Source organism: Streptomyces actinomycinicus, from assembly GCF_016741775.1.
GTDB classification, from domain to species: Bacteria; Actinomycetota; Actinomycetes; order Streptomycetales; family Streptomycetaceae; genus Streptomyces; species Streptomyces actinomycinicus.
The window spans coordinates 129,468-145,518 of sequence record NZ_JAERRK010000025.1; the positions used below are offsets into that span (position 1 = coordinate 129,468).

A 16,051-nucleotide genomic window follows, 5' to 3' on the forward strand; every position below is an offset into this window, starting at 1 on the left:
ACCGACGTAGATTCGGATGTATGAACGACTCCGTCAGACGCATCGATCCCTCGACTGACCCTGCATCGGCAGCGATCATGCTCGGCTGCAGGCCCGATCAAATCGGCCCATGCGCGCGGTGCCAGGGACTCACAGTTCGGTACGGCAACAACGCCCAGCTCGTCTGCCCGGCCTGCCGCGCCAAGGAGCAGCCGGCTACCTAGCCGCGTTGATGCCAGGCAGCGTGGGGTGCGGCGTACGGGTCCTCGGCAACCGGTGTGCTGCTCCGCCGGCCGGCCGGAGGCAGTTGCTTCCTTAGTGGGCCCCACCGTTGCCTGGACAGTGGGCTGCACCGTTGCACCGAGAGTTGCACCGAGAGTTGCAGCACCCCTCCGCGCAGATCCGGCGTTCTCCCAGCTCACCCCCCATGGGCAAGCCACTCGCCCTTACCGACACCTCTTTCTCCGCGTAAGTCGGAGGAAGAGGATTTAGTTCAGCACAGGCCAGCACAGCCCAGAGTTCAGCCCATCCAGGCTTCGTCCGCTCGTCCCGCCGGTGCCCGGCCGGCCAGGGCTGCCGCTGGGTCCGCCGTCGGCCCGCTCAGGGGGCGCGGCGGGCGGGTGCGCGCGCACGCGCGCGTGGCGTCGCGCGAGCCGCTGACCAGCGGAGATTCTCAAGAAAGTGCCCGGGAATCACTTCCGTTAAGTGATGAAAGTGCGGTATCTTTGTCTCGTTGGTTGGTCGGTGGCACGGCCCCCAACACCGAAGCCACGCACCCCTCACCACGGAGGACTCCCCTATGTCGCACGCGGTCATGATCACCACTCCCGCCGGCAACGCCATGGAAGGGCACGGCCTTACGGACGCGCGCATCATCCTTGCCTCGGATGCCGACCTGCACCCGGAGCGGCAGGGACTGAGCATGACGCGTCGCGCGGTTGCGTACTCCGTGTACAACCCCGCGACGGAGCGGTACAGCCTGGTGACCCTTGACGGCCGGTGGATCATCCCGGGGCGGGAGGGCTACAAGACTCGGGGCCCGGTGGCGACGTACGCGCGGAAGAACATCGCGGATGTGCGCCCGGACGGGCTTGTGATCCTGGAACCGGTGCGGCACAACGGTCGGTACGCGGTAACGCGGTTCGGGGGGCGTAAGGCGGGCATCTGCCGTCGGCAGATCCACCACGCGACGCGCGGGGGGTACGGGTTCGAGTGTTCGTGTGGCGCTGTTGTGACCCCGGACGCCGTTCGCCGTGAGGGGTTCACGATCGTGTCCGACGGCCGTTCGGGTACTCACAATGTGGCGTACGCCGTGCGGTCTGAGCACGGGATTGAGTGGTCGGCGGATGTGGCCATGACGGCGGACGCGCCCGTGGTCGTGGCTACGCCGTTCCGACCGGCTGCCGAGGTGATCGCCGAGGGCCACGCCCGTAAGGCGGCAGAGACTGCCGCCGTGGCGGAGCCCGCGCCCGTTCCGGCGCCCGTCGCGGACGTCGACACCCCGGACGTTCCGGCAGACGCTGAGGCCCCGTTCTGCGCGCCCTACAGCGTGGCCGAGTACAGCTTCACGCCGGCCGTGTCGGTGGTCGGCCGTATCGCGTACGGCGCACCTAAGCCCGTCAAGCGCTGGAAGGTCGTCGACGCGAACGGGCGTGTTGCCTCCGATGATCACCTGTCGCGGCTCGCAGCGGACACCCGCGCCGACTTCCTGAACGGCGAGTCGGGCCACGCGCAGACTCCCGACACGTGCCCGGAAGGCACCCCGGACCATGTCGGTCCCCTGGTCAGTGTAGGCGCGCACGGTCGCGCCTACGTCACAGGCGGGGGCGCGCGACTGAACATCGAGTCGGCGGACGGGCGCGCCCGATTCACGCTGCACACCGTGCCGGATGAGGCACACCAGGAAGCGCGCGACGGGTTCCACAAGCGTGCGCGGGAACTGTCCGGGGAGATCGTCAAGCGTGCCGACGGGCACCCCGTGTTCAAGCCCGCGAAGGTTCAGATGTGGTCGGGCAAGCCCGCGCCGCGTAAAGCGTTCGCGCCTAAGGACTACGCCCCGGGCGCGATGCTGGCCTGGACTGTCGACGGGGTCCGCTACACCGGGCAGGTGTGGGCGAACCGTGTGAGCTCCGGGAAGTGGAACGGCGACCGGGGTGAGTGCTCGGCGGTAGTGGTGGCGACAGTTGACGGCCGTCGGGCGCGGCGTGATGAGGCAGTGTGCCTGCCGTTCGTGCACGGCTCGCGCCGCAAGAGCACATACGCGTTCGTGGCGACTCAGCAGGGGAACGCGGACGTTGAGGTGATCGCCCCGGAGTGCGCGTCGGACGGTCTGTTTGATGTGGTAGCCACGACCGGTGACCCGGTTGAGGGATGGGAGTCGGAGGGTGGCTACGTCCCGGGCGTTGAGCCTGCTGACGCTCCGGCGGAGCCTGCCGACACTGTCGAGCCTGCCCCGGCGGAGGTACCGGCGGAGACTTCCGAGCCTGCCGACGCTCCGGCGGAGGTTCAGGCAGGTGAGCACTGCCCCCGCTGCGACCGGAACACGCTGTACGGCATCGAGTGCGCCTACTGCGGCCACGTGATCATCACGGCTTTGATCGGCAGTGGCCCGCGCCTGTGCCCGGCGGAGGAAAAGGCTATGGCTACGGGCCGTCAGTACTGCCCGCGCTGCTTCACGGTCGGTGTGGCGCTGTACGCGGCGACGCTGCACACGGGGCGCGGGTACGTGTGCGCCGAGTGCTACACGTGGGTAGGGCGCCGTCTGCCCGAGGCTGGTCCGGCGCCGGTCAAGGCTCCGGCCGGTGAGGTTATCCGGGCCGCGCGGGCAGCGCGCAGGGAGGCGGAGGAGTCGGGCGCGAGCGTCGGCGAGATTCACCGCGCTGGGGAGGCCGCGCGCAAGGCGGTCGCCGCGGCGTACGGGCAGCGTCCGGCGGACGTGATCAGCGACCCGTGCAGCGTGGACGCGTGGGAGGGCGAGGGCGGGGCGTGCATCGGCGTCGACCGGCCCAGCGCGCCGGACGCTGGATCGGGTGCTGAGCCCGTCGGCACCGACCCCTCTCCGGAAATGGGTACATGTACCGCTCCGGCCGTTGACGTCACCCCGGCACTCCCTGACCTCGTGAGCGACCCGTGCAGCGTGGACGCGTGGGAGGGCGAGGGCGGCGCCGTGCCCGCCGTCGAGGCGCCGCGCGCCTGCCTTGTGGCGGAGCGGCCCGGCCTGGACCCGTACGCTGTCCGTCCGGCCGTGGCCCAGTGGGCCACCACCCCGGGCACCAACTACCGGAGCGCGACGCTGTCTTGCGCGGGGGAGGAGTACCGCGTCTATCACGCCCCTGATGCGGTGCTGCCCTACACGGTGCGTCGGACCGTCGGCGGCGCCGACGTCGACCTGGGAGGCTGGGTCGGCATGGACGACGTTCGCGCGATCGTCCGGGCTGACCGCCGCCGCAGTGCCGCCCTGGAAGCGGACCGCCGCCGTGTCGAGCAGGAACAGCGGCGCGCGGCCTACCGGTTGCAGGGGCAGCGGCGGCAGGCCCCCGTACGGCTGACTGCGGAAGAGCGCCTGGCTATCGCCCGTCGGACGGAGGAGAAGCATCGTCCCGTGGCTGCGGAACTCTACGTCTCGCCGATCACAGGAAGGGCGGTGCTGGCCTGGGTGTGCGGGACGTGCGACACCACGCACGATGACCACCTGTGGAGGCCGCAGACCATCGGCGGGAGCTACCGCACTCCGCTGTCCGTCGACCGGGCCACCCTTACTGCCCTGGTGGAAAAGCACGGGTGGACCGTCACCAGCGCCTGGACGGCCCACGGGACGCGAGGGGACACCATGCGTGCACGGATCGCCCCGACCCCGGCCTACCTCGCGTGGGTGGACGCGACCTACGGGCCGGACCCGGCCACGCCCGAGGTGGAGGCAGGGGAGCGCATCGTCCCCGTCCAGCGGGGATGGTGGGACGTGGTCAGCAAGGAAGGACACCGCTACGAACTGACTTGGCAGCCGACCCTGACCGGGCCGGTGTGGAGCGTGCGTCACCGCAGCGCCGGCGGCTTCGAAACGGTCGCCACGACCGGCATGGCGGGCACGGTCCTGATCGGCATGCGGGCCCACTCCGCCAAGCGTGACCACCAGCCCGCGGACGAGGGGCGCTCCGAATCGGTACATGTACCGCTCGCGAGCTGACAGGCCGGTCCTCCTGGCCCCCGTCCTCGGGCGGGGGCCCGCTGCTCGGCGGCCGGCTCCCGGGCAAGGGGCCCCGAGCACTGCCGGACCGGGGCGGCAGACCGGTGGGTTCACGAGAGTGGGACCAGCGAGGTGCGGATGGGCACTCAGAGAAACGGAGTTGACCACGGGGCGGCAGGGATTGGTACATGTACTGAATGGGTGCGCGCATCAAGTGGCAGGACATCATCGACCGGGCCCGCGACATCGTGGAGGGCTACGACGGCGGCGTCACCGTACGACAGGTCATGTACCGGCTGGTCGCCGAGGGGCTCTTGCCGAACACCGCACCCACCTACTGCAGGCTGTCCTCCCGGCTCGCCCAGGCCCGCCGCGACGGGCTGTTCCCGGACCTCATCGACACGATCCGCGAAGTGCACGTTCCGCCGGCCTGGCCGGACGCCGACGCGTTCGTGGCGGACATGCCCCAGTGGTTCCGCCTGGACCGCACCCGCGGGCAGGAGTGGGCTCTGTACGTGGCGGCCGAGAAGGACACGCTGCGCCAGCTGCTGACCGGGTGGCTCGCCGAGTACAGCATCCCCGTCCTCGTGGTGCGCGGCTTCGGCAGCCAGTCCTACGCCGACGTCGTCCGAGACCGCGCGCGCAGCGATCCCCGGCCGGCGGCGCTGCTCTACATCGGCGACTTCGACGCCAGCGGATCCGACATCGAACGCGACTGGGTGCAGCGCACCGACTGCTGGGAACGGGTGGAGCGAGTGCTGCTGACGGACGGGCAGGTGCGCGAGTACCAGCTGCCGCCGGCCGAAGGGAAGAGGGACGATCCGCGCTGGCCGGGGTTCGCCCGCCGCTACGGCTTCGATCTCGACCGTCCCGTGCAGTGGGAGGTCGAGGCACTGGAACCGGCCGAACTCAAGCGTCTGGTGATGGAGGCTGTCGACGGCTACATCGACCGCGAAATCCTCGCCGAGGTCATGACCGAGGAAGAGCAGCAGCGTGCCCGGCTCGCCGCCGTCCTCGGCCGGCAGCAGGAGGGCTGAACGAGCGCACGGACTCGGCCATTGGGAAGCACGGGTGCGACGAATCCCGCCCGGGGCGGGGCTTGGGCTGCGACACTGATCCTGCCCCGCCTCTCCCCCGTCGGCGGGGCACCTTACGTTGCAGGGACGGCCGGCCGGCCGCGGACAAAGAAAGCGGCCGGCGCCCAATCCGCCGAAGCGGGTGGCAAGGGCACCGGCCAACCGAAGACACACACCGCTTGAGGACAGGAAGTGACCCGCACGGGTTGCGTCGCCCTTTGAGTGTAGCGGTGCGACAGGCACGAAGAACGCCTCCTTGCCCGCGATGATGCAAGTCCGGTAACTTTCTTTCGTTGGGTGCGTTGTGGCAACCGCACCCGCACCGAAGTCATCAGCGTCGTCAAGGAGTTCCCTCATGCTGCACCGCGCACGTGCCGCCGTGTTACGCCGCGCCCGCCGCCGCGGCGCCGCCCTTGAGGTGCGACACAACGATCGGGTCCTGGAGGACCTCGGCGCTCGCTTCGTCGACGCGCCGGCCTGCCGATTCCTGGATGCGCCGGTGCTGCTCGAGAGCCTGCAGGGGGTCCAGGACGCGCGGACCGGCACCGCTCAGGACCGGTACGGCGCTGCCGCCCGCACCGTCGAAACCCATTGGCGTGCCACCGCCGCCGGAACGCCCACCCCCACGGCATAACCCCCGCCCCGCCCTGCCCGCAACGCCGACGCCGGCGCCCTGCACAACCGACCAGGAGTGAGTGATGATCCGCGCCGGACGCCGGAAGTACGCCCAGAACAGCGAAGAGCTCGCCGCTGCCATGGGCGTGACGATCGGCACCTTCCGCAACAAGAAGCCCTACGCCGACGAGACCTTCCCGCCCCTGATCAGCTCCGACGGGGCGCGGGTGAAGCTGTGGGACAGCGAGCAGACCGCTGCCCACCTGGCCGGCCGCCCCGTCCCCGAACTGCCGCAGGAGGACGACGAGCAGGACCTCCTCGACCGCAACGAAGCCGCCCACGAGCTAGGCATCACTCCCAAGACCTGGGACGACTACAAGACACACCCCCAGATCGCCCCCCACCTGACCAAGGTCAAGGGCGTGGAGCACTGCCCGCGCGGCATCGTGCAGGCCTTCCGCACCGGCAAGGACGCCGGCACCGATACCGGACCCAAGGGCAGGCCGAAGGGCAGCGGGGATATGGTGCCGCGCGACGAGATCTCCGCCCGGGTCGGCGACCTGCTCGACGAGGATCCGGCGGTGACCCTCGCAACCGTCCAGGAGCGCGTCGGCCTGTCCTACGCCGCGGCCGCGCGCGCCCTGCCCCGGCTGCGCGGGGAGCGGATCGCCGACCTGGTGCAGGCCGAACCGGACCTGACCCCCGAGGAGGCCGCCACCCGGCTCCGCTACCCCACCGCGGTGCAGCGCACAGCCCTTGCCAGCGCCGCCACCGAACTGCGCGCCCGCCAGGTCCAGCCGTACCTGCAGCGCGTCGCCGACGTCCTGGTCGGCGCAGGCCTGGCCCAGGCGCAGGACGTCCGGGTGCAGCGACTGGAGGGCGACGTGCTCGCCGCGGCCGTGGCGCTGAGCGGATCCGGCGCGCCCGCCCTCGTGTGGGACGAGCGCTACGGCTGGCGTACTGCAGTCAGCCGGCGGCACCCGATCGGCAAGGAGACCGGCACCCCGCCGGAGGGCGAAGGCATCCGCTACCTCAGCGAGCACCAGCAGCCCGAACCCTCCGAGCTGCTGGCCGCGCTCACCGACCACCGGCACGGCACCAGGCATCCCAAGACCGTCCACCCGGCCGGAGGCACCCTGCAGGGCTGACCCGCCGGCAAGAAAACGCGTGACACGACAACCTCGGCCCGCGGCCCGGACATCGTTTCGATGTCCGGGCCGCTTCACGTAGCCAGTGTCGGCTGGCGTGCCAATTCGCCTGGAAAACAGGGGCATTCGCCTCCCGCTGGTGATGTTAGTGCGGTATTGCGTCGAAGAATCCGCACGTGAAGCTCACGAGAGGCGAGCACTTCTACATCCGCCGCGCCCACTATCTGCTGCCCACAGATGGACTGCCCTGCGAGCGTTCCTCGTCGCCGCCCCGCCGGCGTCGTCGACAAGCAGCGCAAATGCGGGACGTCACCGGCCGGACGGGCACCGTCTTCCGGCCGGTGCGCGAACTCCCCAAGCCCGGACCCAGACGGAAGAAGGGGACGCCGATCCCGATCCGCCGGGTGATCGACACCACCGACGTCACCCTCACCGCCTGACCGCGGCTTGGCCGGCTCGCGGCCGCGCCGCTGGGGGCCCGTCCCGGAGGCGTGGCCGCCAGGCCGACGGGGGAGTGGGGTGCACCCCCCCTTCCCGTCAGTGATGTAAGTGCGGTATATTTATTTCGTTGGTTGGGCGGGATGCCCACCACTCCACCTCCCCCTGCTCCAGGAGAGATTCCGCATGGCCGTCGTCACCGCCGCCCGCGCCGCACACGAGATCCTGCGCTTCGCCCGCACCACGCCGTCCCAGGACAACCTGCGCGACCTACGGCAGGCCCTGCGCGCCATGGGGCGCCTGGCCCCGGCCGAACACCACCTGGACATCGTTACCGTCCACGACGAGATCGCCGGAGCGGCTGAGGAACTCGTCTCCGCCCGCCGCGACTTCACCGCCCGTCGGGCCGCCCTCGCGTACATCGACGCCGCCCTCAACCAGGCCGAGAAGGTGATGCTGACCCTCGACCCGGCCGCGGCATCCCCGTTCCGGCCCACCGACATCCCGGCCACCCCCGAGGACATCACGGCCTCTGCCATTGCCTACAACGCCGCCTGCTTCACCGACTGGTATGCCGAGATTCGAAGCATCAAGGACGGCACGCCCGCCGTGCGCGTCCACTGCCGCTCCGACCACCGCACCGGCCGCACCATCACCGCCGTCATCACCGCCGGAGTCGACACCACCGACGGGTTCGTGGCCGCGCACCCGCCCGTCGCCCACACCTTCACCCGCCTCGACGGCCGCGAAACGCCCGCGGACAACGCCCGCCGAGCCATCGCCGCCCGACTGAGCTTCCCCGGCATCCCCATCGAGTGGACCAGCGACCACCACGTCTGACCCACCGCTGTGCTCCGAACCCGGTGCGGGACGGCAGTGGCAGCCGCCCCGCACCGCCACCGAAGACACCACACGGCTGAGGAACCCATGGACAACACCACACGCCTGCACCTGCTGGACCTGATCCGCCGGGCGCAGCAAGCGACCGCCGCACACACGGCCGCGGTGCGCGCCGCCGCCCGGGCAGCAAAAGCCGCCGCCCAGGCCCGCGACCACGTCGACGACCTCGAACGGCAACGCACCACCGCCCAGGATCCCGCACAGGCCTCCGAGGCCACCGATGAACTGGACGAGCCCCTGGAGGAATACGCCAACTGCCTCCACCGCCTGCAGGCCGCCAAGAACAAGGTGGCCCGCACCTTCCTGGCAGCTCGCGCCGCCAACCGCACCCTCGGTGCCTCGTACGCCCGGCACGCCCGCGGCCGCGCCCGAGCCTCCAGCCGCGACCAGATCGCCGCAGGCCTGCTGGACGAACTCGCCGACGTCCCACTGGAGATGATGGACGCCGCGCACGCCATCCTGGTGCAGTCCAGCGCCGGCAAGGACTCGCTGGTCATGCTGCACCGCATCGCAACCTGGGCCAAGAAGGCGGGCTGCCTCCACAAGGTCGTCGTGATCCACATCGATCTGGGTGAAGAGTCCGAGTGGCCGGGCGTCCGGGAACTCGCCCAGCGCCAAGCCGAACGCTACGGCCTGCGCTTCCACGTTCTGCGCGCCGAGGGCGGACTCCTCGGCCTGGTCGAGAAGCGCGGCATGTGGCCCGACGCTGCTCGCCGGCTGTGCACGGCGACCCTGAAGCGGGACGTCGCCAACAAGCTCCTGCGCCAGATCGCCGCCGAACTCGGCCTCGACGAGCAGGCCGTCATCCTCAACTGCATGGGGATCCGCGCGGCCGAGTCCCCGGCCCGCAGCAAGAAGCAGCGCCTGGCCATCGACATGCGCACCAGCGCGAACAGCCGCATGGTGCTCACCTGGCACCCCATCTTCGAGGTGACCGACCGTGAGGTGTGGCAGGAGATCGCCACCCACGGGCTGGAGTACCACCCGGTATACGACGCCCTGATCCCCCGCCTGTCCTGCGTCTTCTGCGTCCTGGCCCCCTTCGACGTCCTCGTGCGCGCCGCCCGCCTGTGCTGGGCCCTCGGCCTGCCGCTGCCCGCCCGCTACCGAGACCTGGAAGCGAAGATCGGTCACCGCTTCAAGCAGAGCCACAGCCTCGCGGAGGTCTACGCCGAGGCCGAGCGTCTCGAGCGCAAGGAAGGCGCCCTGGTCTGGAACCGCGGCGACGCGGTCCGGCAACACCTCGGCGCCGACGCAGCCGACGACTACCTGGCCCGCGTCGCGCTGGCTGCCTGATCCCCTCCACCTCCCCGCCTGCCCACGGGAGGCCGCCCGCCGCGCGGCTCGGCCCCTGGGGCGGGTGGCCCCCGCCCACAAGGAGACCCCGGTTACGTCCACCGACGCCTCGAGCTCCCGGGAGCAGCTGCCGTTCCCGATTCAGACAGAGATCCCGACCGCATCCGACTGATGCCAAAGCGCCCCGACCCCGACCCCGCGCGGCCCTGAGCCCGCGGGTCGACCGTGGGATCTCAGGGCAGTCGGGTCGGCTGCAGGCTGCCTGTCGATCGGTCTGGGCGGAAGGTGACACCGTATTGGCGGGCGAAGTGGTTGGCCTCCGCGACCGAGCCTCCCACTGAGCGCAGGTAGAGGGCGTAGGCCACCGATTCGATCTGTTCCTCGTCCAGGTACAGAACCCACCGATTGCCGAGCTGGCGCGCTGTACGCACCCGCTCCGCCAGGCCCTCGGCCGGCGGCAGGTGCAGCCGGGCTCCGAGGTTCACATACACGCGCAGCGCGTCCATCTGCGAGCGGCGAAGCTCCACCGGCCGCTCGCCGGCGGCGGGGCCCTCGGGCCGGTGCTCGGGAGTGGGGCTGGCCTCGGCGTAAATCAGTACATCCCGGCCGTGCCCCGTGAGCCGGGCTGCCCACACGACGGGCCTTCCTTCGTGGGCGGACAACTCCGCACGCATCACCGGATCGGCCACCTCGACCAGGCCCTGCCCGGCCGCGGCTTCCACTGCGTCGTGATGATCGGGGCGCAGCGCGCCGAACAGCACCCAGCCACGCTCGGCTACCTCCTGATGGTCGCGCAGGACCCGCAGCGCCTCGAGCAACGCCTTCCCCCTACGCATGCGCCTCCCCGTCCTCGTGCCGTTGAAAGCCGGTGAGACGACGGTAGGCACCGAGGTGCGAGGCATGGGGCCGGACCCGTGAAAGATCACCCGCGCGTGCAGGGCCGCCGCGAGCGGGCCCATGTCCGCTGATCGAGGGCGCCGGCGCAGGCGCCCCCGGGCGCACAAAGCCGAGCCGGACTCATCGGGCGGTACCCGGCGTAGTGGCCGATGGTGTTCATCGTGTTCGTCGGGCTCTCCATCGTGTACGGCACGTGCTCACGGGACGCCGAAGGTCGGACAGGCCGTGTGATCCCCATGTGTCCCCGGAGCGCCCCAGACCACCCCGGGGACGCGCCGCCGAAGGGAACCGCTGCACTGCGCCCGTGGAGGCCGCAGGAGCCGGCCTGACGCCCTCGGACGGGCCGACGGGGCAACTGGGCGCGGCGGCCGCCCCAGGCGCGGCGGGGCGGGGTGCAGCATCGGTTCGCGTCGGGCCGGGGCGCGCCGCCGTCCGTGCCGGTTGGCTGTACGGCACGCTGCGCGCGCCCTACAGCCTCGCCGCGTGCCCGGTGACCGCTCCGCGCCCACCGGGCCGCGCGCTCCGCGCGCTCACGCGCTGCGGGATGTGGCAGCCGGTCCCAGTGCGCTTCGCGCCCTGCTCCCTCGCTCCGCGCTGCCGCATCCCTTGCCCATGGCGCTGCGCGCCACGGGGCGCCGACACGCCCCGCGACGTGCCCCGGCCCGCCCCCCCCAAAACCCAGTTTGGCCAGGGGAAATGCATCAAAGAAAGATCCCCCAACCCCTGCAAAACGTGATGCTAGTGCAGTATATTTGTCTTGTTGGCCGGTCCTGTGGCAAGGCCCCAACACCGAAGACACACACCCGAGTTCAGGAGACACCCATGTCCCCGATCACCACCACCGCAAGCGACGACCAGCACTTCGCCCTGATCATCCAGCCCACCGGGAACTTCCGCCTCCTCGCCTGGCTCCCCGTCAGCACCCCGCACCACGCGCTGTGCTGCGACAACGCCCGCCCGGTCGACCTCACCACCGCCCTGACCCTCTGGGTCGACCAGGACGCCGCAGCCTACCGCCAGCAGCCCAACCGCGCCGCCCACGGCCTCATCGCGCTCTACCGACCCACCCCGCTGCCGTACCTCGGTGACGTCGTGCTCACCGGCACCCCCGACGCCGACGGCAACCCCCACGGACTCAGCCACACCCAGGCCCTGGCCCTGGTCGACCTCTACCTGGACACGGCCACGGTCCACCTCATGCCGCGCCCCCGCTCCTGACACAGGTCACGCGCTGGCCCCGGCCCACCCGAGGGCCAGCGCCCCCGAGTAATTCAGCAGAGAGGGAAGAGACCGATGCAGAGCGGAGCTGTTCAGACTTTCACCGTCATCGGCCTGCGCTCAGACGTCGACATGAGCGACCTTTTCATCGCCGGAGTGATCCCCGGACCGGTCGCTGAAGAATTCGACATTCTGGCGACAAGCGAAGAAGAATTCACCCGCTGGGCAATGGAAGTTGACGCCCCGGACGCCGACACCGCAGCAGCACACGCATACCTGCAATGCGGCACGGACGACGAGGCGGAGGAGGACACCGCCGGGGCACTCCTGCAAGCCGTCCTCGCGGACGTGTCCATCAGGTCTCGGCGGGGCGGCGACGTCTCGGCCGGAGCGGTGTGGATCTGGGTTCCCGCCGGTGCAGACGCGTACGTGCGCATCTCGGGCACGGGCGACACCGAGAACGAGATCGACTATGACCCGGCCGAGCATCACGGCTGGTACGTGGTCTACGACTCCGACGCCGCCGACGCCCCCGATCCGGTCGTCCTGCACGACGGGTCCGGCTGCCGCGACTTCCGGGCCGAAACCACCGCCGTCGTGGAGAGGATCCGCCGCTTCCTCTCCGCCGCCGGCCGCGCCCGCTGACTCCCAGGCAGGCACCGCCCGCCCGATCCTTTCGAGGGACCGGACCCATGTACCTGGTGACAACAGACACCCGGCTCGGCGCCGTCGTCGTCGCCCCGGAGTGCGCCGACGACCTCAACGACGAAACGCGCGCCGCCATCGAGGCCGCCGCCTTCACCTGGCAGCCCGACATCGAAGCCTTCACCCAACCCGGCCAGGACCGACAGGCGGCCGCCCGAATCGCCCTCCGGCTCGTCCAGCTCGGGCACGACGTCTTGGCGGTCTGACCAGGCCAGCACCAGCCCACCCCGGCGGCGGGGGAGTGGCACCCCCGCCGCCGGGACCGACCGAAGACACGACCGAAAGGCACACCATGTCCAACTCCCTGATCCCCGGCGCGTCCGATTACGACGGCATCAGCGAAGACGCCATGCGCTGGACCCCCGAGGAGCAGCACGACCGCGCCGACGCCCTCACGGAGCTGTTCGGCGGCGAAGCCGACGTCATCCACGCCTACACCCGCGCCCGGGCCATCGCCGACGGGGTCCTGGTGCCCGCCCCGGCCGAACTGGCCCGTGAGGCAGGCTTTCGCGTTCCCGTGGCCCTGACCGCCGCCGCATGGGCCGACTGCGTGGAGTGGAGTGACGAGGACAGCCGCCGCCAGACCCCGCAGGACGAGACGGGCCGTCTGTGGGACGTCCTGAACATGACCCGCTTTGCCATCCGGCGGAGTCGGGGCGGGGGCAGCAGGGTCACGGTCGAGCTGTATCGGGTTCCGCGTGGCGGCAAGGCCCGCCAGCCGCGCCGCGTCCAGTTCGTTGCCTGCATCGGCCCTGGAGACAACGCCGAGCCGGTCATGACGATCATGCAGCCGGACGAGGACTGAACCCACCGGACACGGTCAGGGGCGCGTGTGGCGACCGGACAGTGCGGCTCGAGCCCCCAGGGCGCTCATTGCGCCCGCGGCCGAGCGGCGCCCCCGAACGGATCCCCTCCTCGGGCCCGGGGGCTGGTCGGGGCCAGGCCGGCACCTGACGTCCCGCGACCCGTCGGGGGCCTGGCCCCGACGGCGCGGCTGCGGCTCAGTATGAAGCCCCTGCAGGGGCTTCATACTGGCGGCCCTGGTGACACGGCTTGTGCCGAGGGGGTGGCCGAGGGTGGGTTCTCCGTCCTCGGCCGCCTCCCGATCAGTGGTCGTTGCTCTTGAGGAACTTCACGGTGCCCATGGCGATGGTGAACATGGTGATGGCCGCGCCGGCACCGGTGCCGGATGCGGAATAGGGCGTGAGGTGGCCCACAGCACGGGCGAAGATGCCCACGATGAAGCCGATGTTCATGGCTGCGAGGGCCATGAGCGTGACGAGGATCGCGTTGGAAACGTGCGCCTGGATCTGGGCAGGCTGAGTATGGTCCACCTTGTGGTCCTGTCTCGTGAGGGAACACATGGGACCCGGAAGGGGGTCCGCCGGAGGACCCTGGAAAGTTGTCCGGCGGCCCCTGTCGGGCTAGACACGAATCATGGTGGGCACCCCTGCCAAATTCCCAACGCAGCCGGGGATTTGTGGCGTTACTCACCACTCACCCGTTCGGGTAGATACGAACAAGTCCCCAGTTCAGAGGGCTAGTTGAGTCGCTAAAAGATCTTGAGGCTATGTCTCTCCTCCCACCCCAAAACCTGAGGGCCCCCGAACCGGCACCTGACGTCCCGTGACCGTCGGGGGCCCGGCCTCGGCTCCGTGCGAAGTGCCCGTGTAGGGCTTTCTCGTGCTCGGCTGACGGCCGGCCCCGGGAGTGGGGAGTTGCGCCTTTGGGTTGTGGCTGCTCGTCCCCGGGGGGGTGGTGTCCGGGGGTGCGCTTGTCTGTCGTCCGTGCAGGGAGCGGGGGTGTGGTGCTGCTTGCGTGCGGTCGGGTGGGGCGCGGCGTGCGGCTGGGCACCGTTGTTGGGTGCGGGGGTGTTTGGGGCGTGGCGCTGCCTTTTGGTGGGGTGGGGCGGGGCGTGGCGTGGTGCGTGCCGCTGGGGGTTTCCGGTCCGCTGCGCTCCCCGGAAACCCCGTGGCCCGGGTTCGCTGCGCTTCCCTTTCGGGCCACGCACGCGCACCCGGGCGTCCGCTGCGCTCCCGTCCCGGGGCGAGCGCTTTGCGCTCTTGCGCGCTGCGGGAGTCGGCAGGCGGTCGCGGTGCGCTGCGCGCCCCGTGACCTCGCTTCGCGCTGCCGTCTCCCTTGCCTCTGGCGCTTCGCGCCTGAGGTGTGGCGGCACGCCCCGCGCCATGCCCCGCCCCACCCCGCCAAAACCCTTTCTGGCCTGGGAAGTTGGGCAATCTGACGGGCCGTTTTCCCTAGACGCGAGTGATGTAAGTGCGGTATAGTTTTCTTGTTGGTCGGGGTGGCAACCGGCCAGCGAAACCGAAGTACACGCACCTCCTGAAAGGGGAGTACTGCTATGTCGAAGAAGTCGCACCCGGGTGACGGTTCGCACGGTCTCGGCGCGAAGGGCCTGCCGCTGGGCGGGGTGAAGGTCGGCGCGGTCTCTGTGGCGCTCGGCTTCCTGCGCGGCCTGGTGCTGCGCCAGCGGTGATCTCTCCGCTGGTAGGAGCCTTCCGGGGTGGGGACGGGCGCACGGCGGCTTGCCCGCTGGCTGTGTCCGGCCCCGCTCCGGGGGTCGATCTGGATGCGGTGGGGCTGTTGCTGGCCCCGCCCGCGCTGACCGGGGAGTTCTGCCCGGTCAGTCTGTGGCGCGGAGTCGAGCGGCTCCCTGTGCGCCCTGTGGCTCCGGCCGCCCTGCCTCCGGGCGGGCTGCGGGCGGCGTTCGCGGCCTCGGTGGGGGAGTTGACCGAGGGTGTGGCCACGATTGGGGTGGCGGTCTCCGGCGGGCTGGATTCGCTGGCCACGCTGGTGCATGCGTGCCAGGTGGCCGACGGGCGCCGGGTGATCGCGTTCACCATCGACATGACCGACGACGACGGGCGCAGCAGCGTCGCGGTCGTGCGCACCCTGCTCCGCTCCTTGGCCCTGGAACACGTACGGCTGGAGGTGATCTCGCCCGAGCACCGCACGGCGGCGCCGTGGTCGGCACTGGGGCCGCGCCGTGACGCGCTGCCGGAGCTGAACGCGGCGGTGGCCGCCCGCGCTGCCGAACTGGGCGTGGGGGTGCTGCTGTCCGGTGACGGCGCGGATGAGCTGCTGGGCGTGCCCCGCTACGCCACGGGGGCGATCGCCCGGCGGCACGGGGTGCGCGCGGCGGCCCGCTACGCCGCCGACGTGGCCCGCTCCGGTCCCGGCGTGATGGGCGAGGTCCTGGCCACAGGGTCGAGTCTGCTGCGCCCTGTACGGCGGGCAGGGGCCTATTGGGCGGTGAACTGGCCGGAGTGGGCCGACCCGCAGGCCACGGCCGTCCTGGCCGAGCCGTACCGGGCCAGGGCCATGGCGTGGGCCCGCGCGTGGGTCGCCGACCGCATCACCCAGCACGCGGAAGCGGGCCGCTCGTGGGCGCAGGCCGACGCGCACGACGCGTTCTACCCCCACGACCTGCTCCCCGCCGCAGGCGAGGTGCAGGAAGCCTCTCCGTACCTCACGCAGACGTTCCTGTCGGCCGCATGGGCCCTGCCCCTGGCCGACCGCTACGGCCCGCACCTGCCTACCGCCTACTGGCGGTGCAAGGCACAGGTGATCAGCCTGAT

General features: G+C 71.0%; 15 protein-coding genes. 13 read left to right on the forward strand and 2 right to left on the reverse strand.

Translation table 11 applies throughout. The features are described from left to right. Positions 1-778: 778 nt before the first annotated feature. The 7 genes from JK359_RS33675 (at position 779) to JK359_RS33705 (ending at position 9,635) form a co-directional block, all read left to right on the forward strand. Positions 779-4,162 (forward strand): hypothetical protein, encoded by a 3,384-nt coding sequence (locus tag JK359_RS33675; protein WP_201843403.1) that lies wholly within the window; start codon positions 779-781, stop codon positions 4,160-4,162. A gap of 197 nt (positions 4,163-4,359) precedes the next feature. Continuing rightward, positions 4,360-5,199 (forward strand): hypothetical protein, encoded by an 840-nt coding sequence (locus JK359_RS33680; RefSeq protein ID WP_201843404.1) that lies wholly within the window; start codon positions 4,360-4,362, stop codon positions 5,197-5,199. 394 nt (positions 5,200-5,593) lie between these two features. After that, positions 5,594-5,872: a hypothetical protein gene (locus JK359_RS33685; RefSeq protein WP_201843405.1), complete on the forward strand. Its 279-nt coding sequence runs from the start codon at positions 5,594-5,596 to the stop codon at positions 5,870-5,872. 64 nt (positions 5,873-5,936) lie between these two features. Further along, entirely contained in the window at positions 5,937-7,001 is a 1,065-nt protein-coding gene (locus JK359_RS33690) for a DUF6292 family protein (protein ID WP_201843406.1), read from the forward strand. 176 nt (positions 7,002-7,177) lie between these two features. After that, the gene (locus tag JK359_RS33695; RefSeq protein ID WP_201843407.1) at positions 7,178-7,441 is read left to right on the forward strand and encodes a hypothetical protein; all 264 of its coding nucleotides are present in this window, start codon (positions 7,178-7,180) and stop codon (positions 7,439-7,441) included. A 184-nt stretch (positions 7,442-7,625) separates the two neighbouring features. After that, positions 7,626-8,279, forward strand: a complete 654-nt coding sequence (locus JK359_RS33700; protein ID WP_201843408.1) for a hypothetical protein — start codon at positions 7,626-7,628, stop codon at positions 8,277-8,279. Between the two features lie 87 nt (positions 8,280-8,366). Further along, positions 8,367-9,635 carry a phosphoadenosine phosphosulfate reductase domain-containing protein gene (locus tag JK359_RS33705; RefSeq protein ID WP_236678847.1) on the forward strand — a complete coding sequence of 423 codons (1,269 nt, stop codon included), beginning with the start codon at positions 8,367-8,369 and terminating at the stop codon, positions 9,633-9,635. Positions 9,636-9,868: 233 nt separating this feature from the next. On the opposite strand, the gene JK359_RS33710 is transcribed toward JK359_RS33705, so the two are convergent. Next, positions 9,869-10,453: a DUF6417 family protein gene (locus JK359_RS33710; RefSeq protein ID WP_201843409.1), complete on the reverse strand. Its 585-nt coding sequence runs from the start codon at positions 10,451-10,453 to the stop codon at positions 9,869-9,871. A gap of 901 nt (positions 10,454-11,354) precedes the next feature. Between JK359_RS33710 and JK359_RS33715 the strand changes: the two genes are divergently transcribed. From JK359_RS33715 to JK359_RS33730, 4 genes are all read left to right on the forward strand, one after another. After that, a complete protein-coding gene (locus JK359_RS33715) occupies positions 11,355-11,750 on the forward strand; it encodes a DUF3846 domain-containing protein (RefSeq protein ID WP_201843410.1) in 396 nt (131 codons plus the stop codon). 75 nt (positions 11,751-11,825) lie between these two features. Further along, positions 11,826-12,395, forward strand: coding sequence for a hypothetical protein (locus tag JK359_RS33720; RefSeq protein WP_201843411.1), 570 nt, complete (start codon positions 11,826-11,828; stop codon positions 12,393-12,395). 47 nt (positions 12,396-12,442) lie between these two features. Then, on the forward strand, positions 12,443-12,661 hold the full coding sequence (locus tag JK359_RS33725) for a hypothetical protein (protein ID WP_201843412.1): 219 nt from the start codon (positions 12,443-12,445) through the stop codon (positions 12,659-12,661). A gap of 86 nt (positions 12,662-12,747) precedes the next feature. Further along, positions 12,748-13,260 (forward strand): DUF6573 family protein, encoded by a 513-nt coding sequence (locus JK359_RS33730; protein ID WP_201843413.1) that lies wholly within the window; start codon positions 12,748-12,750, stop codon positions 13,258-13,260. 301 nt (positions 13,261-13,561) lie between these two features. On the opposite strand, the gene JK359_RS33735 is transcribed toward JK359_RS33730, so the two are convergent. Then, positions 13,562-13,789, reverse strand: a complete 228-nt coding sequence (locus tag JK359_RS33735; RefSeq protein ID WP_201843414.1) for a hypothetical protein — start codon at positions 13,787-13,789, stop codon at positions 13,562-13,564. Positions 13,790-14,814: 1,025 nt separating this feature from the next. On the opposite strand from JK359_RS33735, the gene JK359_RS40010 reads away from it, so the two are divergent. Together JK359_RS40010 and JK359_RS33740 are read left to right on the forward strand one after the other, a co-directional pair. Then, the gene (locus JK359_RS40010) at positions 14,815-14,949 is read left to right on the forward strand and encodes a lariocidin/triculamin family lasso peptide core domain (RefSeq protein ID WP_269139065.1); all 135 of its coding nucleotides are present in this window, start codon (positions 14,815-14,817) and stop codon (positions 14,947-14,949) included. A 98-nt stretch (positions 14,950-15,047) separates the two neighbouring features. Then, positions 15,048-16,051, forward strand: a 1,004-nt coding sequence (locus tag JK359_RS33740; protein ID WP_201843415.1) for an asparagine synthase-related protein, incomplete at its 3' end; no start/stop codon positions are given.